General features: G+C 65.8%; 17 protein-coding genes and 1 pseudogene. 16 read left to right on the top strand and 2 right to left on the bottom strand.

What is annotated here, in order from left to right; all coding sequences use genetic code 11:
* Positions 1 to 34 precede the first annotated feature (34 nt).
* The 3 genes from FBY30_RS18535 (at position 35) to FBY30_RS18525 (ending at position 2,931) form a co-directional block, all read left to right on the top strand.
* On the top strand, positions 35 to 862 hold the full coding sequence (locus FBY30_RS18535; protein WP_142134087.1) for a helix-turn-helix domain-containing protein: 828 nt from the start codon (positions 35 to 37) through the stop codon (positions 860 to 862).
* A 203-nt stretch (positions 863 to 1,065) separates the two neighbouring features.
* Positions 1,066 to 1,989 (top strand): SDR family NAD(P)-dependent oxidoreductase, encoded by a 924-nt coding sequence (locus tag FBY30_RS18530; protein ID WP_142134086.1) that lies wholly within the window; start codon positions 1,066 to 1,068, stop codon positions 1,987 to 1,989.
* A 39-nt stretch (positions 1,990 to 2,028) separates the two neighbouring features.
* Positions 2,029 to 2,931, top strand: coding sequence for an NAD(P)-dependent oxidoreductase (locus FBY30_RS18525; RefSeq protein WP_142134084.1), 903 nt, complete (start codon positions 2,029 to 2,031; stop codon positions 2,929 to 2,931).
* Between the two features lie 93 nt (positions 2,932 to 3,024).
* On the opposite strand, the gene FBY30_RS18520 is transcribed toward FBY30_RS18525, so the two are convergent.
* A complete protein-coding gene (locus tag FBY30_RS18520) occupies positions 3,025 to 3,831 on the bottom strand; it encodes an alpha/beta fold hydrolase (protein WP_142134082.1) in 807 nt (268 codons plus the stop codon).
* 187 nt (positions 3,832 to 4,018) lie between these two features.
* Between FBY30_RS18520 and FBY30_RS21205 the strand changes: the two are divergent.
* From FBY30_RS21205 to FBY30_RS18495, 5 genes and pseudogenes are all read left to right on the top strand, one after another.
* A pseudogene (locus FBY30_RS21205) lies at positions 4,019 to 4,162 on the top strand (SDR family NAD(P)-dependent oxidoreductase); the annotation flags it as partial.
* A gap of 46 nt (positions 4,163 to 4,208) precedes the next feature.
* Positions 4,209 to 5,150, top strand: a complete 942-nt coding sequence (locus tag FBY30_RS18510) for a 2-hydroxyacid dehydrogenase (protein ID WP_142134080.1) — start codon at positions 4,209 to 4,211, stop codon at positions 5,148 to 5,150.
* Positions 5,147 to 5,917, top strand: a complete 771-nt coding sequence (locus FBY30_RS18505; RefSeq protein WP_142134079.1) for an SDR family oxidoreductase — start codon at positions 5,147 to 5,149, stop codon at positions 5,915 to 5,917. The genes FBY30_RS18510 and FBY30_RS18505 overlap by 4 nt, the downstream gene beginning before the upstream one ends.
* Before the next feature lie 8 nt (positions 5,918 to 5,925).
* On the top strand, positions 5,926 to 6,987 hold the full coding sequence (locus tag FBY30_RS18500) for an L-idonate 5-dehydrogenase (RefSeq protein WP_142134078.1): 1,062 nt from the start codon (positions 5,926 to 5,928) through the stop codon (positions 6,985 to 6,987).
* Positions 6,988 to 7,290: 303 nt separating this feature from the next.
* Positions 7,291 to 8,121 (top strand): nucleoside hydrolase, encoded by an 831-nt coding sequence (locus tag FBY30_RS18495; RefSeq protein WP_142134076.1) that lies wholly within the window; start codon positions 7,291 to 7,293, stop codon positions 8,119 to 8,121.
* A gap of 56 nt (positions 8,122 to 8,177) precedes the next feature.
* Here the strand turns inward: FBY30_RS18495 and FBY30_RS18490 are convergent, their stop codons facing one another.
* Positions 8,178 to 9,437, bottom strand: coding sequence for a glycoside hydrolase family 1 protein (locus tag FBY30_RS18490; RefSeq protein ID WP_142134075.1), 1,260 nt, complete (start codon positions 9,435 to 9,437; stop codon positions 8,178 to 8,180).
* Positions 9,438 to 9,655: 218 nt separating this feature from the next.
* On the opposite strand from FBY30_RS18490, the gene FBY30_RS18485 reads away from it, so the two are divergent.
* From FBY30_RS18485 to FBY30_RS18450, 8 genes are all read left to right on the top strand, one after another.
* Entirely contained in the window at positions 9,656 to 11,212 is a 1,557-nt protein-coding gene (locus FBY30_RS18485) for an ABC transporter substrate-binding protein (RefSeq protein WP_142134073.1), read from the top strand.
* Positions 11,213 to 11,274: 62 nt separating this feature from the next.
* Positions 11,275 to 12,228, top strand: a complete 954-nt coding sequence (locus tag FBY30_RS18480) for an ABC transporter permease (RefSeq protein ID WP_142134072.1) — start codon at positions 11,275 to 11,277, stop codon at positions 12,226 to 12,228.
* Complete coding sequence (locus FBY30_RS18475) at positions 12,225 to 14,318, top strand: dipeptide/oligopeptide/nickel ABC transporter permease/ATP-binding protein (protein ID WP_142134071.1); 2,094 nt, start codon at positions 12,225 to 12,227, stop codon at positions 14,316 to 14,318. Before FBY30_RS18480 ends, FBY30_RS18475 begins: the two co-directional genes overlap by 4 nt.
* A complete protein-coding gene (locus FBY30_RS18470) occupies positions 14,315 to 15,322 on the top strand; it encodes an oligopeptide/dipeptide ABC transporter ATP-binding protein (RefSeq protein WP_142134069.1) in 1,008 nt (335 codons plus the stop codon). Before FBY30_RS18475 ends, FBY30_RS18470 begins: the two co-directional genes overlap by 4 nt.
* 81 nt (positions 15,323 to 15,403) lie before the next feature.
* Complete coding sequence (locus FBY30_RS18465; protein ID WP_142134068.1) at positions 15,404 to 16,324, top strand: MBL fold metallo-hydrolase; 921 nt, start codon at positions 15,404 to 15,406, stop codon at positions 16,322 to 16,324.
* A 75-nt stretch (positions 16,325 to 16,399) separates the two neighbouring features.
* Positions 16,400 to 18,688 carry an alpha-L-rhamnosidase gene (locus tag FBY30_RS18460; RefSeq protein ID WP_142134066.1) on the top strand — a complete coding sequence of 763 codons (2,289 nt, stop codon included), beginning with the start codon at positions 16,400 to 16,402 and terminating at the stop codon, positions 18,686 to 18,688.
* A gap of 126 nt (positions 18,689 to 18,814) precedes the next feature.
* The gene (locus FBY30_RS18455) at positions 18,815 to 19,393 is read left to right on the top strand and encodes a hemerythrin domain-containing protein (RefSeq protein WP_142134065.1); all 579 of its coding nucleotides are present in this window, start codon (positions 18,815 to 18,817) and stop codon (positions 19,391 to 19,393) included.
* A gap of 69 nt (positions 19,394 to 19,462) precedes the next feature.
* The gene (locus FBY30_RS18450; protein ID WP_142134063.1) at positions 19,463 to 19,927 is read left to right on the top strand and encodes a phage tail protein; all 465 of its coding nucleotides are present in this window, start codon (positions 19,463 to 19,465) and stop codon (positions 19,925 to 19,927) included.
* Positions 19,928 to 19,932: the final 5 nt, after the last annotated feature.

Below are 19,932 nucleotides of genomic sequence, written 5' to 3'. Positions count from 1 at the left end.
AGCCACCTGTCCAGGGCGAGCGTAGATTGGGGAGGTGGCGAAAAATGAGGCTTTTAGCCAATACCTGCAGGCTCGTCGTGGGCTTGTTAGCCCAGAAGATGTTGGTCTCGGTGGCTTTGGCCGGCGTCGGGTCCCGGGTCTTCGACGTGAAGAGGTCGCAGGACTGGCGGGTATCAGCGTCGATTACTACGTGCGGCTCGAGCAGGGAAAGGACCACCACCCGTCACCGCAGATCCTGGATGCCCTTGCCCGGGCCCTTCGCCTGGATCCACCCTCGACGCTGCATCTGCACCGCTTGGCGCGCCCCGACTTCGTGGCCGTGGCAGGGGTGGAAGAGACAGCAGGCGTTGACATAGGACTTTCGCATCTGCTGATGACCTTGGGCCATGTCCCGGCTTTCGTGCAGGACCGCTTCATGAATGTCCTCGCTGCCAATCCTTTGGCAGTCGCTCTGTCACCCAGGAACAAGGCGGGGACCAACATGCTCCGGGAAGCGTTCCTGGATCCTGCCGAGCGGGAGCTTTACGAAGACTGGGAACAGGTCATGGCGGAGGCCACCGCCGGCTTGCGGGCCTCGGTAGGTGAGCGGGTCAGGGACCCCGCGCTTGAGGCGCTGGTCTCTGACCTGTCAAAGAGCAGCGCCTACTTCCTTCAATTGTGGGCCCGCCACGATGTGCGCCCGAAAGTCGCAGGGAAACGTCTTCTGCATCATCCACTCGTGGGAGACATGGAGCTCTTCCACGAAAAACTGGCAGTAACCGGCACCGACGGGCACCTTCTGGTCATTCATCACGCCGAGCCCGGGAGCCGATCCGAACTGGCCTTGCAACGGTTGGCAGCCAATCTTCCGCAAGCGGACTGAAACTCGACGAGGAACCAAGACGGTTCCTTAGGGTAGCCCTGGCATTCATATGAAATTCAGGGTTCTGGCTGCCCCTTTTCGACCGGCGCACACTGAGTCATAAGCCGCCCGTTCACCGGACTCCTACTCGGAAGTTGCCGAGGTGTGGGCGTTGCCTCCTCAAGATCCTTCGACTCGCGCCTGTCGCAAGAAAGTTCATCACCATGACAAGAATCACCACCAAGTTCGGGTTCAGCTCAACCACCTCCGACGTCACGGAAGGCATCGATTTCACAAGTAAACGTGTCGTGATCACCGGCGGGGCCTCCGGCATCGGCATCGAGACCGCCCGCGCATTCGCCAACATTGGAGCCGAAGTCACTCTCGCGGTCCGCAACGTCAGCGCAGCCGCACCGGTTGCAGCCGATCTCCGGAGTTCAACCAGCAATCCGAACATCTTTGTGGGCCGCGTGGACCTTTCGGACCGGTCCTCTATCTCAGAGTTCGCCGCGCAGTGGAGCGGCCCCCTCCACGTATTGGTCAACAACGCCGGCATCATGGCCCTGCCTGGGCTGGAACGGACCCCTGAAGGCTGGGAAATGCAGTTCGCCACCAACCACCTGGGACATTTCGCCCTCGCCCGCGCCCTGCACGCGGCACTGGCAGAGGCCAGGAACGCCCGAATTGTCTCCCTGAGTTCCAGCGGCCACCTGTTTGCCCCGGTGCTGTTTGATGACCCTCACTTCAACTTCATCCCCTACGACCCGTTCGTCGCCTACGGCCAGTCCAAGACAGCCTCGACATTGTTCGCCGTCGCGGCGACCGAGCGCTGGGCCAAAGACGGCATTACTTCAAATGCGGTTATGCCCGGCGCCATTGCCACCAATCTTCAACGCCACACCGGCGGCTTGCGGACGCCGCTCGAGCGCCAGAAGACTCCGCAACAGGGTGCAGCCACCACCCTGTATGTCGCCACTTCCCCTGACCTGGAAGGCATCGGCGGGCGTTACTTTGAAGACGTCAACGAAGCCCCCGTCGTGGACCACCGCGGCCCGGACTACACGGGGGTGGCTCCCTACGCCCTCGACCCGGCCAACGCCCAACGCCTCTGGGACCTCTCCACCGAACTTCTTCGCGCAGCGCGCTAAGTGAACGCCATCACCTCCTCAACAGGAAGGAAACTCAACATGAGCATCTCCGGAACAGACACACCGCGGGAACCAACCAACCCGAACACAATTCTGCGAGACACAAAAGTGGGCTGGATAGGCCTTGGAGACCAAGGCGCTCCCATGGCCCGAGCCATCGCCGCCGCAGGATTCGAGCTGCATGTCTGGGTCCGACGCGAAGCCTCCCTCGCCACCCTCCAAGGTCTGCCATACGTCCGGCATGACACCCTTGCCGGACTGGGGGCCGCCAGTGACGTCGTCGGACTATGCCTTAGGGAGGACTCCGACATCGAGGAGGTTCTCACCTCGGGGGGACTGCTGGAAAGCCTCACGCCGGGGAACATCCTGATCAACCACGGCACCGGACTTCCCGGCTACGCAGAGTCAATGGCCCACCGCGCCGCATCGTGCGGGGTGCTGGTGCTGGACGCTCCCGTCAGCGGTGGCCGCCCCGGCGCCGAAGCCCGGCAGCTGACGACCATAGTCGGCGGCCCCATCCAGGCGCTGGAGACCGTCCGGCCCGTTCTTTCGGCTTTCTCTGGGAAGATCACCCATATGGGACCGGCCGGATCTGGTCAAACCGGCAAGCTCATCAACAATGCACTCCTCATGATGAACCAGAAGAACGTCCAAGACATCCTGGCGCTGGCCAACAATCTGAAGCTGAACGTGGGACCCCTGATGGATCTGCTGCTCTCCGGAACCGGCAGAAGCTTCGCGCTTGAGGCACTTACCGGCGCCGTCACAACCGACAACGCCGAACACCTCAAAGTCCTGCAGGTCATTGACATGGACATCTTTACCGAAGCGATGACAAGCCGCGGCCAGGATGTCGCCACCATCGACTGGTATGCGCGGGCGGGGGCGAACGGGCTTCCCGGTGCAGCCCGACTCGTGGCAAAGGCAGCGCGGACAGCCTGAAGAACGAGCGCTCAGACAGGCCCTCGGCTGCTAGGCGAGGTTCCGTTGCTGAATGTCGATAGTGCGGTTTGCCCAGGAAGTCGGCGAGGCCTGTCAGGAGTGGGTGTCGAGGTAGTGCAAAATCGCGTGCGCCGTTTCCTCCGGCGCGCTCACGTGGGGGCAGTGCCCTGTTGCCCGAAGCTGCACCAGGGTGCTGTGTTCTAAGTTCTTGTGCAGGTAGGCGCCCACTTCGAGCGGGGCTAGCAGATCGTTGGAGCACTGCAGAATGAGGCAGTTTGTGTGCACCTTAGCCAGTTCGGGGCGGGTGTCGGAAAAGAAGGTCACTTCGGCGAAATGCCGTGCGATTATGGGGTCTGTCCGGCAGAAGCTGGCACGCAGGTCTTCTGCCAGTTCCGGCTCTTGCGGGTTGCCCATGACGATGGGTGCCAGGGCCGCGGCCCAGGCGAAATAGTCGCTGTCCAGAGCTGCCAGCAGACTCACGATGTCTTCCCGCGAGAATCCGCCGACGTAGCCGTCGTACGGGTCGTTCGTATGGCGGGGTGAAGGAGCCAGCAGGATCAGGTGGGAAAAACGGGTGGGCTCCTGGGCTGCGGCGACCACGGCGATCATAGTGCTGACGCTGTGTCCGACCAGGATGACGTCCTCAAGTTCAAGCGCGCGGCAAATCTCCAGCAGATCCGCCGCGTACCCCTTCAGGGATCCATACTTTTCCCAGTCATAGGCGCTGATGTCCGAATGTCCCGAACCAACATGATCAAAAAGCACCAGCCGGTAGTCATTCATGAAGTAGGGGAGCAGGTTCCGCCACATGGTCTGGTCGCAGCCGAAGCCGTGCGCAAACATCATCACAGGCCCATCATCCCGACCCAACAGGGTGACATTGTTCCGGGCGATTACCATAGCGTCCGCTTTGACCACATTCTCACTGACCCTCACGTAGGGTGGCGTTCTTTCCCAGACTATCCACGGGAAATCAAGAAATCCTAGGGCTCCAGCGACTATGACCTTCAAGGTGACGCGGACCCAGCCATGGCGCACGAGGTGCCTTACCGGATACCGCGGCCAGGACAATTGAGCTAGAACCTCAAGCTGGAACGCCGATGACATTGTCAACGCCCTTGATTACGCCATCGAAACCCCACGGCACGTAAATGTTGGCATGCTTGAACTCATGCCCACCTTCCAGGTCCCCGGCGGCCTGACCTTCGACCGCCGCCAACCCACCACCTAACACCCGCCCGGCACCTCAACCACCACCAACCGACAGGCCCCACCACATGCAGCACGTGCACACCGTCAGTTTCCCGGACTCCCAGCTCCTGGCCGATCTCTCACCGCTTCCCGGCAGCCTCCGCGGCGTGGTCTGGGACATGAAGGACGCCCCGGGGGAGGACCTGGGCAGCATCGACGGCGTCATCCTCCCGTACCTCAACGCCGGGGCAGTGCTGGGTTCCCTGGGCGTAGTGCCGAGCCTTAAGTTCGTGCAGACACAGTCAACGGGGTACGACGGCGTCTTGGAGGCTGCCGGTCCGGGCGCCGCGGTAGCAAACGCCTCGGGCGTCCATGCGGCGGCCACCGCGGAACTTGCTGTTGGCCTCATCCTTGCGAAACTGCGGGGGATCGACCAGGCGGTCAAGGATCAGCAAATTGAGAGCTGGAGGCCGCAGCGGCGCCAGTCCCTGGCGGACCGCAAAGTCCTGCTGCTGGGCATCGGCGGGATCGGCAAGGAACTGGCCCGCCGGCTGGAGCCCTTCGAGGTGACCATCACGCGGGTGGGAAGCACGGCACGCACGGACGCGGACGGGCAGGTCCACGGTCCGGATGAGCTGATGGCCCTCGCTGCGGACCACGACATCCTGGTCTCCGTCCTGCCACTCAATGACAACACGCACCATCTGGTGGGCCAGGAAGTCCTGGCCGCCCTGCCGGACGGGGCGCTGGTAGTCAATGTGGGCCGCGGTGCCGTCATCAGCACCGAGGCCCTGACCCGCGAAGTTGTCTCCGGCCGCCTGCAGTGCGCCATCGACGTGGTGGATCCCGAGCCGCTTCCCGCCGGCCACCCGCTGTGGTCGGCGGAGAACGCCCTCATCACCCCGCACGTTGGCGGCAACGCTTCGGCCTTCGAACCCCGGATCCTCAAACTGCTCAAACGGCAGCTCCAGGCGCTGGCCGACGGCCAAACCCCCGCCAACCTCGTCCAGAAGGGACCTTTCGCATGAGCGCCTTATTTGACCTCACCGGGCGCGTAGCCCTGGTCACCGGCTCCAGCAGGGGCATCGGTTCGGCCCTTGCCAAGGCGCTGGCCGACGCCGGTGCCACCGTAGTGCTGAATGGCGTCAACGAGGAGCGGCTGAAGGAAGCCGAAAACGCGCTGGCAGCGGAATTCCCGCCGGGCCGGATCCACAGCGTCGCCTTCGACGTGACCGACGACGACGCCGCTGCCCGGAGCATTGTCTGGATCGAGGAGAACGTGGGTCCGCTGGAAATCCTGGTCAACAACGCCGGCATCCAGCACCGGGTGCCCATGCTTGACCTGGAAGTGGCGGACTGGGAACGCGTCCTCTCCACGGACCTCACCAGCGCCTTCCTGGTGGGCCGCGAGGCCGCCCGTCACATGATCGGCCGCGGCCGCGGCAAGATCATCAACATCTGCTCCGTGCAAACGGACCTGGCCCGCCCCACCATTGCCCCGTACATCGCGGCGAAGGGCGGGCTGCGGAACCTCACCCGCGCCATGACCGCCGAATGGGCCGCCTCCGGTCTGCAGATCAACGCCGTCGCGCCCGGCTATATCCACACCGAAATGACCCAAAACCTGGTGGACGACGAGGAGTTCAACTCCTGGATCCTGGGCCGGACGCCGGCGCACCGCTGGGGCACCGTGGAGGACCTGGCCGGTCCTGTGGTGTGGCTGGCCTCTGACGGCTCCAACTTCGTGAACGGACAGACCATCTTCATCGATGGCGGAATGACGGTGGTGGTCTAGTGGCTGCAATGACTGAAGAACTCCCGGCAACCGTCCCGGCCCTGGTGGCCCACGCCGCCGGGGACCTGCGCATCGACGAGGTGCCGCTGCCCCAGCCGGCGGCCGACGAAGCGGTGGTAGAGGTTCTGTACGGCGGCATCTGCGGGTCGGACCTGCACTACTGGCTGCACGGCGCCGCGGGGGAGTCCATCCTCAAGGCGCCGCTGGTCCTGGGCCACGAGATCTCCGGCGTGGTGGTGTGCCCGGCAGCCAACGGAGCAGGGCCGCAGGCCGGGACCGCCGTCGCCGTCCACCCCGCAACCCCGGGCCCCGGCGCTGCGAAGTATCCTGCGGACAGGCCCAACCTCTCACCGGGATGCACCTACCTGGGCAGCGCAGCCCGCTACCCGCACACGGACGGCGCCTTCAGCCGCTACGTCACCCTGCCGGTGCGGATGCTCCGGCCCCTTCCCGAGGGCATGAACCTGAGGACCGCCGCCCTAATCGAACCCGCCAGCGTTGCCTGGCACGCAGTCTCCCGCGCTGGGGACGTCCGCGGAAAGACCGCGCTGGTCATCGGCTCCGGCCCCATCGGGGCCCTGGCCGTCGCCGTCCTGAAGCGTGCCGGCGCCGCCCGGATCACCGCCGTCGACCTCCATCCCAAGCCGCTGGAGATCGCCCAGGCCGTCGGGGCGGACCAGGTGATCAACGCTAGAGACACTGAAGCCATCGCCGCCGTGGAGGCCGACGTCGTGATCGAATCCTCCGGTAGCCACCACGGACTGGCCTCGGCCATTCAGGGCGCCGTGCGCGGCGGCACCGTAGTGATGGTGGGGCTGCTGCCCACCGGCATGCAGCCGGTGCCCATCTCGCTGGCGATCACCCGCGAACTGGACCTCAAGGGCTCCTTCCGCTTCAACAACGAAATCGACCAGGTAATCGCTGCCCTCGCCGACGGCTCCCTGCACATCGAGCCCGTCATCACGCACCAGTTCCCGCTGGTAGACGCCCTCCACGCCTTTGAAGTGGCCAAGGACTCCACCAGCTCCGGCAAGGTGCTGCTCAGCTTCGGTGAGGGGGAGACCCGGTGAGCGGGCAGTTTCCGCCGCTCGTGGTGATGGGAGTCTCCGGCTGCGGGAAGTCCACGTTATGGCAATCTTTCTCAAAGCGGCGGTAATGCGGACCACCTGGACGGCCCGCCCCCTCGAAGTGCCCAAAAGTACCGTCCCGGTAGGAGCGCGGAATACTGTCTTCTTCCACGAACCCCCGGCAGCTGGAGTGCAACCGGGGGAAAGCTGGCGTCCTCGCAATCCATGCCCGGGGTGGACAGGGCTTTCTTCCGGTAGATGAAAAGTGCCTGGCTGGACTTCCGGTACGACTGAGAGGATTCCGCGATGGACATGATCCGCATTGAGCCGCGCTGCCGCGTCGTGATCGACAATGACTGGGCGGGCGACCCGGACGGGCTGGTTGCCCTGGCCCACCACGCGATGTCGCCCGCCAACAAAATCGTGGCGGTGACCAGTTCGTTGACCAACCCGATGTTTGGGCCGCCTTGCGGTATGGCGCAGGCCGGTGCGGACCTCGCGGAGGATCTTCTCCGGGTACTTAAGCTGCCCGGCCTGGCAGGTATCCACGCCGGTCCGGACATTCCCTTCACAGGGCAACCGCGGAACAGTCCTGCTGCGCGGGCGATTGTTGACGCAGCCGGCGCCGTGGGAGACCTTCCGCTGCTCCTCGTGTGTGCCGGCCCCCTGACCAACGTTGCCGATGCGCTGCTACTGGAGCCCGCCGTCGCCCGTTCATTCACCCTGGTGTGGGTCGGCGGCGCCGAGAAGGATGAGGAGGAGTACAACTACTTCACGGATCCCGCGGCCGCAGACTTTGTGTTGGGCAACCGGGATTTGGCCCTATGGCAGTTTCCGGCGGAAACCTACCGGCAGGTTGTTGTCCCGGTGGCTGAGCTCGACCACGCCTTCAGGAACGCCGGCCCGGCAGGCGCGTGGCTCTGGGAGCACTTCAACAGCCTGGAGGTGCCTGACTTCGTGAAGTTCGGCCCACTTTGGTGCCTGGGCGATAGCGCACCCCTGGTGGTGACGGGACTGGATGACCTTACGTCCACGTACGTCGAAACGTCGGCGAAGCCCCAGCGGCGGAGGTATACCTCGGTGGACACCAGACTGGTCATGGCCGACTTTGTCGCCAAACTCCGGCTGCAGGCTTAACCGGGCGCAAGACAAGGGCCGGATCTCCTGCGGAGATCCGGCCCAATTTCCCGTTATTAAGCGGGCAGGGTGACTTGGGGTGCAGCGTGCTCCCCTGCCAGGCTCCCCAGCCAGCGGGCGCTCTCCTTAGGTGTCCGCTCCTGGGTGGAACGGTCGACGGCGATCAGGCCGAACTTGGGCCGGTAGCCGAAGATCCACTCGAAGTTGTCGAACGCCGTCCAGGCGATGTAACCCCGGACGTCGATGCCATCGGCAAGGCAGGAGGCAACGCCGTCGACCGCTGTCTTGAGGTAACCCACCCGCTGGGTGTCGTCTTCCGTCGCCAGGCCGTTCTCCGTGACGATCACCGGGACACCGGCAACCCGCCAGGCCTCCCGGACGGTTGCCTCCAGCCCCTGCGGGTAGATCTCCTCGCCCATCTGGTTGGTGGCAACGCCCTCCGGCGCGGGAGCGTGGCCGTCCGGGCCGTAAACAGTCCGGCCATAGGTCTGGATGCCCACGAAGTCGTCGCCGCGGGAAGCCTCCAGGAAGCGTTCGTTCACGTCGCGGCGCACCCGGTCCGCGGTTTCTTCACCGCCGGGAATCGACTGGATGTCCGAGTTCGCCAGGGTCCAGCCCACCTGCAGGTCCGGGCGGTGCTTTTTGATGGCTGCCGTGCCGGCGCGGTGTGCCGCCAGCTTGACGTTGAAGCCCGCCTCCGTGGAGCAGAACTGGAACGGCGCCACGGTGCTGGCGTCAACGCCGAGCCGCTGGGCCGCGGCAGCCCACATGGGGACCTTGCCCCGGTTTTCCGGCGCCTCGCCGCCGATGCCGAAGGATTCCAGCAGCCAGGGAAGGTTGGGCTCGTTCAGGGTGCAGGCGACGCCGATCAGGTGGCCCAGGTGCGCCATGACCCGGTCGCAGTACCGCGCGAAGAGCTCCGGCGTGCGCCCGCCCTCCCAGCCGCCCGAACGCAGCAGCCAAAGAGGTGAGGCGAAGTGGTGGAAGGTAACCACCGGGGTGAGGCCGTGCTCCACGCAGGTCTCCAGCACGCGCTTGTAGTGGTCCAGTTCAGCCACGGAGAAGTGGCCCTCTTCCGGCTCGATCCGGGCCCACTCCAGGGAAAAGCGGTAAGTGGTAAAACCAAGGCCGGCAATCAGGGCGATGTCCTCCCGGTAGCGGTGGTAATGGTCCACGGCGTCCCCCGAGGGCTCGGCAAAGATGCTGCCCGGAAGGTGCTCCAGGAACCAGATATCGCTGTTGACGTTGTTGCCTTCCACCTGGTGGCCGGCGGTGGCAACGCCCCAAAGAAAGTTGCGCGGAAACGGGTTGGTCATAGGGATTCCTCTCATGATGGACGCACGCAGACGTCCTAGGCCTCACTGCCTGCCTCCATCCTGTCGAGCCACGTGACCGCCGCCACAATACTTTTTCAATCAATGACATTCTCATGTTTGGCCCAGTCGGCCCCGCCGGATTCTTGTAGGGAGCCGGAGACCCCCGGTCCCCTGAATTTCCTCCGTTTGCAACCGTCAAGAATGCGAAGGCGCACTAGATGAAACTTATGACCACCACCGCACGCGGCAGCGCTGCCGTCCTGACCGGTGCCCTGCTGATCGGTTCCCTGGCCGGCTGCGGCGGCGGGTCCAGCCAAGCCTCCGCCAAGGCTGATACCAGCAGCCTTACATTGGCCATCGATAGTGACTCGGGATCTTTCGGTTACGACCCCCTGCGCGTTTCGGCAGCCCAGCGCCAGTTCTTCGAAGGCCTCTACGACAGCCTCATGACGCTCCAGCCGGACGGCTCCACGGGCCCCGGCCTGGCCAAGGCCTTCAGCTACAACGCGGACAACACGGTCCTGACGCTGTCCCTCAAGGAGGATGTCACCTTCACCGACGGTTCCAAGCTCGACGCAGCCCTGGTCAAGGCCAACCTGGACCGACGCTCCGATCCTGCGCTGACCGCCTACTCCGCCGTGGCAAAGGGCGGCGCACAGGAAATCACCTCCGTGGACGTGGTCAGCCCCACCCAGGTGGCCCTGACCTTCGCCAAGCCGCAGCCGGGCTTTGAGAAGAACCTCGCCTCCACCACGGGCATGATCGTGGGCAAGAACGGCGTCACCGACACGGGCAGCCTCGCGGCGACTCCGGACGGCTCCGGCCCGTACACCCTGGATCCGTCCACGGTGAAGGGCAACAAGTACGTCCTGGTGAAGAACGACAAGAGCGCGGAGGCTTCCAGGTACGCCTACAAGAAGGTGGTCTTCAGCGTTGTCATGGACCCGCAGGCCCGGGCCAACGCCCTGGTCTCCGGGCAGGCGGACGTTGCCATGCTGACCTCGAACACCGTGGACTTCGCCAAGTCCAAGGGCGTCGGTGTCACCCAGATCGGCGGCACCGTCAACACCATGATCTCGTTCGACAAGACCGGCAAGACCGCGCCGGCGTTCGGCCAGGAGAAGGTCCGCCAGGCCATCCAGTACGCCATCAACCGGCAGGCCCTGGTGGACGCCCTGCACAAGGGTGACATTCCCGCCTGGAACGCCCTGCCCAAGGATTCCGCCGGCTTCACGAAGGACCTCGAAACCAAGTTCGCGTACAACCCGGACAAGGCCAAGAGCCTGCTGGCCGAGGCCGGCTATCCCAACGGCTTCGAGTTCACCATCATCGCTGGCGCCCAGACCCAGACGGACCTGCAGGCCGTCCAGAAGGACCTCGCCGCCGTCGGCATCACCATGAACGTCAAGATGGCCGCGTCCACCGACGAAGCCTTCGCCGCCGTCGCCACCACGCCCCTGGGCTACGCGCCACTGAACTGGGACAACCCTGTCGGGGTGATGTACGGCGCTATCCTCAACGGCTTCACGAATGTCCAGAAGGCCACCGACGACCAGCTCAGCGCCGCCACCGGCGAACTTGCCGCAGCCAAGGACGACGCCGCGGTCAAGGCCGCCGCCACCAAGCTGAACACCCGGCTGGTGGAGTCCGGCTGGATGATCCCGCTGTACGAGGCGCTCACCAACCAGGGCTACAACACCAAGAAGGTGTCCCCGGTGAAGTTCGCCGGCACCAACGCCTACCCGCTCCTCTCGTCCTACGCCCCGGCCAGCTAACACCCGCACCTTCCCGCCGGCCCTCCCCATCAAGAGGAGGGCCGGCGGGCAGGGCCTGACCGATGGAGGTCACCATGGCACTATTCATCACCAAGCGCCTGCTGATGGCGCTGGCCACCGTGCTGGTGGTTGCGGTGCTGGCATTCCTGCTGGTCCACGCAATGCCCGGCAGTCCCGGGGCCGTATCCCTGGGGGCCGGGGCCTCCCAGGAAGCCATCGACGAGGTCAACCAGCGGCTGGGCTGGAACGACCCCCTGGTTACCCAGTTCGCTACCTGGCTCGCGTCCGCCATCCAGGGCGACCTGGGCGTTTCGCTGATCGACGGCCGCTCACTCAGTGCAGACCTTGCCAGCCGGCTGCCCGTCACGGCCTCGCTCGCCGCCGGAGCCACCATCCTCAGCGCCGTCCTGGGCATCGCCCTGGGCGTCACCGCTGCCGTCCGCGGCGGGCTGCTGGACCAGGTGATTGGTGGCTTCGTGGGCCTCCTCGTAGCCCTGCCGGCCTTCTGGGTGGGCGTTATCTTCGTCTACCTTTTCGCCGTGCAGTCCTCCGTGTTCCCAGCCACGGGATATGTTCCGTTCGAGGTGTCACCCCAGGACTGGGCGATGTCCCTGGCGCTGCCGGTGATCACCCTGGCCGTGGGCGGCGCCGCCTTCATCGCCCGGCAGACCCGGGCGTCCATGCTGGAAGCGCTGCAGCAGGAGCACATCCGCACGCTGCGCGCCACAGCCACCCCCACCTGGAAGATCCTCTACGTCCACGCCCTGCGCTACGCAAGCCTGCCCATCGTCGCCGGCATCGCCCTGCAGTTCATCGGCCTGTTCGGCGGCTCCGTCATCGCCGAGCAGCTGTTCGCGATGCCCGGCCTGGGCCAGGCCGTCCAGTCCTCCGTCAGCACCCACGACGCCCCCGCCGTGCAGGGCGTGGTGGTGATCGCCACCGTGGTGGTGGTCGCCGTCAACCTGGTGCTGGAGCTCGCCACCAAGTTCCTCGACCCGAAGTTGCGTGCCTCATGATCCCCACAGTTGCCCCGGCCCCCGCGGACGCGGACCAGACAGGAAGTACGACGGCGGCAGGAGCCCCGGTGCCATACGCCGGCAAGGCGGCACTCGCCAGGTTTTCCAGGCACCGTCTCTTCAGCTCGCCGGGTGCCGTGGCCGGACTCCTCTGGCTGGCCGTGCTGGTTGTCGCGTCCCTGACCGCGCCGCTGTGGCTGCCGTTCAAAACCGAAGACCAGGACTTCACCGCCGTCCTCTCCGGCCCCACCGCCGCGCACTGGCTGGGCACCGACGAACTGGGCCGGGACATCCTCAGCCGCATCTTCGCCGCCGCTGCCGGCACCCTGGGGACGTCGCTGATCACGGTGATTGTCGGCGTCGGACTTGGCACCGTCCTGGCCATGCTCGCCGCAGGCGCGGGGGAGCGGACCGAAGCCGTAATCAGCCGGGTCACCGAAATCATGATGTCCCTCCCGGGCACCGTGATCATCCTGGCCGTCATCGGCGCGGTGGGCACCAACATCCCCGTGGTCATGGCCATCCTGGGCATCCTAATGTCCGCCGGCATCTACCGGGTGATCCTGGGCCAGGCCAAGTCGCTGCAGTCCCAGCTCTACGTGGACGCTGCGAAGGTGGATGGCACCAGTCCGCTGGGGATCAGCCTCCGGCACGTCCTCCCGGGCCTGGCCAACACCATCGTGGTGCAGGCCGCGCTCATCTTCGCCGTGGGCATGCTCATCCAGGCCGGCCTGGCCTTCATCGGGTTCGGGCCGCCCATTCCGCAGCCCAGCTGGGGCGGTATGGTCCAAGCCGCCTCCCAGCACGTCTATGACGCCCCCTGGATGATGGTGCCCACCGGTGCCGTGCTGGCCCTGACGGTCCTCTCGGCCAACGCCATCGGCAACGCACTCGGCAAGGCGCCCAATGCCGCGGCCCCGCACCTGCCGTCGGCGGCGGCCCGCCGCCAGCGGGCGAAAGCAGTCGCCGCGATCGCGGCCGCCCCCGGCCTCTCAGGCGGGGACCCAGCCAAGGGGATGCTCGGCGTCCGCAACCTCTCGGTCGCCGTCGACAGCACGGGTGCAGGCAACGGCGTCCGCCTGGTCACCGACGTCTCCTTCGACGTCCAGCCCGGAACCGTCCTGGGGCTGGTGGGGGAGTCCGGCTGCGGCAAAACCATGACCGCGCTGTCCCTCTTGGGACTGCTGCCCTCCGGGGTTTCCGTCGCCGGCGGCCAGATCCTGTGGAATGCCAGGAACCTCGGCGCCACCACGGAGAAAGACATGGAAGCCGTCCGGGGCCGTGAGATCGCGCTGATCAGCCAGGAACCCATGCGCGCCCTGGACCCGATGTTCACCATTGGCTACCAGCTCACCGCCACCATCCGCCGGCTCCGGGGCATGGGCAGGGCCGAGGCACGGGCGGAGGCGTTGAACCTCCTCGAAAAGGTGGGCATCGTCGATGCCGCCCGCATCCTGAAGACCTACCCCCACCAGATCAGCGGCGGCATGGCCCAGCGCGTGGCCATCGCCCTGGCGCTTTCCGGCCGGCCGAAGCTGCTGGTGGCGGATGAACCCACCACCGCACTTGACGTCACGGTGCAGGCCGAAATCCTCTCCCTGCTCCGGACCCTGGTGAAGGACACCGGAATGTCCGTCGTCATGGTCACCCACGACCTCGGCGTGGTGGCGGACATCTGCGACCAGGTAGCCGTGATGTACGCCGGCCAGGTGGTGGAAAACGGAAAGACCGCAGCCATTTTGGACAACCCCCGCCACCCCTACACACTTGCCCTGCTGGCAGCGGACCCGCACGCCAACCACGCGGACAGCATGCCCGAACGCCTGGCCACCATCAACGGCCAGGTGCCGCAGCCCAAGGACTGGCCCACCGGCTGCCGGTTCGCCGCCCGCTGCCAGTTCGCCGGCTCCGCCTGCCTGGAACCGGTTCCGCTGCTGCCCTCAGGTGCGGGAGAAGGCCTGGTGCGGTGCGTCAAGGCCGACCAGCTCGCCGTCGAAGGGATGGACTGGCTGGCCACGGACGTTCCCGCCGCGCGCCAGCTGGAAGTCACCCCCACAAAAGACCACATCGTTGAAAAGGACCTGGCATGAGCACTGCTGTCACGGAACGCCGCGACCCCACGCCGCAGCCCCCCGCCACTCCCATGCTGGAGGTCAAGGACCTGGTGGTCCGCTACGGACGGGGCCGAAAGGCAGCCGCCGCACCCGCCGCCGTCGACCGTGTCAGTTTCAGCATCGCCCCTGGAGAGACGGTGGGACTGGTGGGGGAGTCCGGCTCCGGCAAATCCACAATCGGCAAGGCGATCCTGGGCCTGCAAAAGGTCTCCGCGGGGTCCATCACCTATCAGAGCAAGGACATCACCTCCGCCGGCGCTGGCCAGCGCAGGACCCTGGGCGGCGAGCTGCGGGCCGTCTTCCAGGACCCCAATTCCTCCCTGAACCCGCGGAACACCATCGGCACGTCCCTGGCCGAACCGCTCCGGCTCCGCGGCGCCTCTCCGGCCGAGGCCCGGGCCAAGGCAGAGGACATGCTGGAACGCGTCGGCCTGCCGCGCGAGGCCGTGGACCGGTACCCCAGCCAGTTCTCCGGCGGTCAGCGGCAGCGCATCTCCGTGGCACGCGCCCTGATTTGCGACCCGAAACTGGTGGTCTGCGACGAAGCCGTCAGCGCCCTGGACCTCTCCACCCAGGCCCAGGTCCTCAACCTCCTGGCCGACCTCCGCGACGAACGCGGCTTGAGCTACCTGTTTATTGCCCACGACATCGCAGTGGTGCAGTTCCTGGCCCAGCGCGTGGTGGTGCTCTACCGCGGCCAGGTGATGGAATCTGGTCCGGCCGCTGTTGTCACCGAAAACCCGAAGCACCCCTTCACCCAGGCCCTCGTTGCAGCCTCCCCGGTGCCGAGGCCCGCCGAGCAGGCAGCCCGGCGCGAAGCCCGCGAGGCGCTGGGCGTCCGCACCGGCGCCGCCGCCGTTCCCGGACCCGGCGGCTGCCCCTTCCGGCTCCGCTGCCCGCTGGCCACGGACCTCTGCGCCACCGAACGGCCCGCGCTGCGCAAGGTGGGCAGTGCGGACGTTGCCTGCCACTATGCCTGAGCGGATCAACGCCGGCATTTCCGGAGGTGCGGCTTCCTGTACCACCGTAAAGACAGCATTCAACCTGGAAGTGGAGACCCGATGACTGAGCAGCAACAGCAGCCGGATGGAACAAGCGATCGGATTGTCATGCTGGGAGTCAACGGTGGCCCCGTTCTGGCCCCTGACGAAGCCAAACCTGCCTTGGCGCTGGTGGTCAACGACGCTGTGTACCTAGTTGATTGCGGCTTGGACACATCCCGTCAGCTGCTCAATGCGAAATTGGGATTCGCCGGGATCCGGGGCATTTTCATCACACATCATCACCTGGACCACACCTCAGGGCTCCCCGGACTCCTGTTGCACGGCTGGACAGCGCGGCCGCCCCTTCCGGCCGTGGACATCTGGGGGCCGCCAGGAGCTAAGCAGAAAGCGACCAATCTCTTGGCCGGCTTTGAGGACGAAATCGCTCTCTTTCAGGCCGGTGGTGGCTTCGGAAACTTCACGGCACCGGCCGGACATGACGTTGAGGTTCCCCTGGACGGCGGAATCGTACCTGTCATGGAAGACGACAACGTACGTGTTGATGCCACCCGGGTGTTCCACGGTCCGGAAGTGGCCGATGCCTATGCCTACCGGTTTTCGGTTAAGAGAACAGGCAAGGTGATCATCTTTTCGGGTGACACCGCCGCCCATGACGTAAACCTTGCCGCCATCGCCAGGGGATGCGACGTGCTGGTCCACGAAACGCAGGACAACAGCGCCATCGAACGCATTGCAGCCGAACTTCCCCACCCCCGTGGGAAGGAGCTGAAGAAGCATCTCTTCGAAGCACACTCCAGCGTCCTTGACCTCCCGGCTGTCGCGCAGGCGGCACAGGCCAAGAAGCTGGTCTTCTGCCACTACACGCCGGTTGCGCACCCACCCGCTGTCTGGCTTGCGATGGCAACGCCTGCGGCGGAAGCCATCGGCTACCAGGGCGAGATCATCGCGCCGAAGGCGCTGGACGTCATACCGCTCTAGCAGGAGGCTGTATCTGCTGTCACTGCCGCCCACTCCTAACCTGATACCCGCTACACAGAACGGACCGCTTCATTCATGACTTCCACCCCCTGGCACGCCGCCATGATCACGCCCGAAGAAGACTTCGACGGCGCCCCGCTGCTCCGCAAGGAGTTCACGCTCGAGGAGGGGCACGGCGCCGTGGTGAAGGCGACGCTGCGCGCCACCGCCCTGGGCGTCTACGAGGCGTTCATCAACGGCGCGCCCGTGGGCCCGGACGTGCTCAGCCCGGGGTGGAGCTCCTACGAGTGGCGCCTCCGGTACCGCAGCTACGACGTTACGGCGCTGATCAAACCGACCAGCGTGATCGGCGTGGAACTGGGCAATGGCTGGTACCGCGGCCGCCTCGCCTGGCACGGACTGTCCAACCTGTACGGCAACGAACTGGGGTTCTTCGGGCAGCTGGACATCGAGTTTGCTGACGGCCACGTCCAGACAGTCGCCTCGGACCCCAGCTGGCAGGCCGGCCCTTCAGCCACCATCTTCAACGATCTCTATGACGGGCAGACCATTGACGCCCGCCGGCTCCAGGCAGGCTGGGCGGAGCCAGGCTTCGCTTCCGGCACGGACTGGACCGGCGTGCGGGAACTGGCGTTCGACGGCGGCCGCCTGGCTGAGCCGGTGGGCCCGCCCGTGGTGCGTGCCGGCGTCGTCCGTCCCGTCAAAGTCTTCACCTCACCCGGCGGGAAGACGCTGGTGGACTTCGGCCAGAACCTAGTGGGCTGGTTGCGGTTCAGCGTGCAGGGCGAGGCAGGCCGGGCCGTCACCGTCCGGCACGCGGAGGTACTGGAAGACGGCGAGCTGGGCGTCCGCCCGCTGCGCTCCGCAAAGGCCACGGACACCTTCATCCTCTCCGGCGGCCGGGACACCTTCGAGCCCACCAAGACGTTCCACGGCTTCCGTTACGCCGAGATTACCGGCTGGCCCGGAACGTTGATGCCGAATGACCTGGAAGCCGTGGTGGTCCACTCCGACCTGGAACGCATCGGCAGCTTCGAATGCTCCAACGACCTGGTCAACCAGTTGCACCGCAACATCGTCTGGGGCCTGCGCGGCAACTTCCTGGACCTGCCCACGGACTGCCCGCAGCGCGACGAGCGGCTCGGCTGGACCGGGGACATCGCCGTGTTCGCGCCCACCGCCGCCTACCTCTACGACGTGAAAGGCTTCCTGCAGGACTGGCTGCTGGACCTCGCTGCCGAGCAGAAGGCACAGGACGGGCTGGTCCCCATCACCGTTCCGGACGCCCTGAAGTATTGCCCGCAGCCGCCGGAATTCCCCGCTCCTGAATCTTCAGCGCTGTGGAGCGAGGCCTCGGTGTGGGTGCCGTGGGCGCTGTGGGAGGCCTACGGGGACCACTCCGTGTTGGAGAACCAATATGAATCGATGGCCGCGCACACCCGCCGCGTCGAAGGCCTGCTCTCACCTGCCGGGCTGTGGGACTCCGGCTTCCAGTTCGGCGACTGGCTGGATCCCGACGCCGCGCCGGACCAGCCATGGGCGGCCAAGGCGGACACCGCCGTCGTGGCCACCGCCTGTATGTACCGCACCGCGCGCCTCACCGCGCAGGCCGCCGGGCTCCTGGGAAAGCACGACGACGAAGCCCACTTCAACGCCCTCGCTGACCGGGTGCGGAACGCCTTCGCCGAGCACTATGTGGCGGCCGACGGCACCATCCGCAGCGACTGCACCACGGTCTACGCGCTGGCGATCGCCTTCGACGTGCTCCTGACGCCGGAACTGAGGGACTTCGCGGGCAACCGCCTGGCGGAACTGGTCCGGGCCAACGGCTACCGGGTGTCCACCGGGTTCGCCGGGACACCGTTCATCACCCACGCCCTGACGGACACCGGCCACGTGGACGAGGCATACCGCCTGCTGCTGGAGGAGGGCTGCCCGTCCTGGCTGTACCCGGTGACCATGGGGGCCACCACGGTCTGGGAGCGCTGGGACTCCATGCTCCCGGACGGCAGCATCAACCCCGGCGAAATGACCAGCTTCAACCACTATGCCCTGGGCGCGGTGGCGGACTGGATGCACAAGGCCATCGGCGGCATCCGGCCGCTGGCGCCCGGGTACGCGAGCGTCCTCATCCACCCGCAGCCGGGGGAGGGGATCGACTGGGCCAGGACCTCCCTGAAGACCCCGCATGGCGAGGTCCGCGTCTCGTGGACGTCCGACGGCGGGGAGTTCCGGCTTGAGGCGACCGTCCCTGACGGGGTGGCGGCCGACGTCGTGCTTCCCGATGGTGCGCGGCACAGCGTGGAGGGTGGGACCTACTCCTTCGGCGCGCCCCTCACGCTTGGTGTCGCTACCGGTGCCTGAGTGCTTTGACATGCGTTCCAAGGGGGTCTCGTTTTGGGGTTTCTCCCATGGATCGTGCTGGTGGGGCGTGGTAGTTTGGCCCTCTCGCGTCGCTTATCCGAAGCGATCCAGGAGGAGGGCCTACTCATGAGTGATACCAATTCCGCAGGAACGAACGTCGATGTCGTGGACATCCTGACAAGCGACCACCAGGACATGATCGCGCTGATCGGGCAGATCAAGGGTGCGCCCGGTGAAAGTGAGCGCAGGGACCTGGCTGACACCTTGATCGCGGAGGTCATGCGCCATGCGGTCGCCGAGGAAATGTACGTGTACCCGGCCATTGAGGACCATGTGCCCGACGGCCACAACGAAGTGGAACATGACAAGAAGGAGCACGGCGACATCGTCAAGCTGATGAAGCAGCTGGAAAAGGCCGAGCCGGCAGAGGCGGCCTTCCTGGAGTTGGTCAACGAGCTCGAGGCACAGTTGAGCCACCACGCCAAGGACGAGGAAGCCGATCAGTTTCCGAAGCTCCGCGAGCACATCCCGCACGAGAAACTCGTGGACATCGGGAAGAAGGTGGAGAACGCGAAGAAGCTGGCGCCCACCAGGCCGCACCCAAGTGCACCGCATTCGGAGCTGTTCCATAAGACCGTGGGGCCGGGCGTGGGCATGGTGGACCGGATCCTGGACAAACTCACCGGCAGGCACACCGGCTCGTAGGGCGGTGCCTTGATCGGTTTACGGCCTGGGTCTGGAAGGATGAGCGGGTAAACACCCCAGGGAGGACTCATGCCGTACACCGTGGATTTCAAAGATGTGTCCACCGTTGGTTTGGAATCGTCGCCGGTTGCCGGCGCGCTCGCCGGGTTGCGAGCCAACGAGGCGCGCTACTACAAGAACAAGTACGACCATGACTTCACCGTGACGCCCGCGGGGGACGCTCCTGAGGTTGTGGAGTACGTGAACAACATCCTGTCCACGGAGCGGAACCTGGTCATTGCGTCCAGGCCGCTGGAGGTGTCTTCGTTTGAGGTGGACGGGCTGCGGATGGCGTACGTGTTCTACGAGTCCGGACTAGCCATCAACGTCATGTACGGCCTCGACGAGGGGTCGAAGCGGGCGGTCGGGTTCAAGCTCTCCGACGGCATGGAGGTTCCGGGGGAACTGGCATCCAGCTTCAAGTTCGCGCGGCAGAAGTCCAAGCTTGCCGGCACCATTCGCGGCTCCTACTTCGTGATCAAGGGCCAGTACTGAACATT

The sequence above is a fragment of the Arthrobacter sp. SLBN-83 genome (assembly GCF_006715285.1).
Classification (GTDB): domain Bacteria; phylum Actinomycetota; class Actinomycetes; order Actinomycetales; family Micrococcaceae; genus Arthrobacter.
Note: the sequence above shows the minus strand (reverse complement) of the source record. Positions and strands in the feature narration are given on the sequence as shown.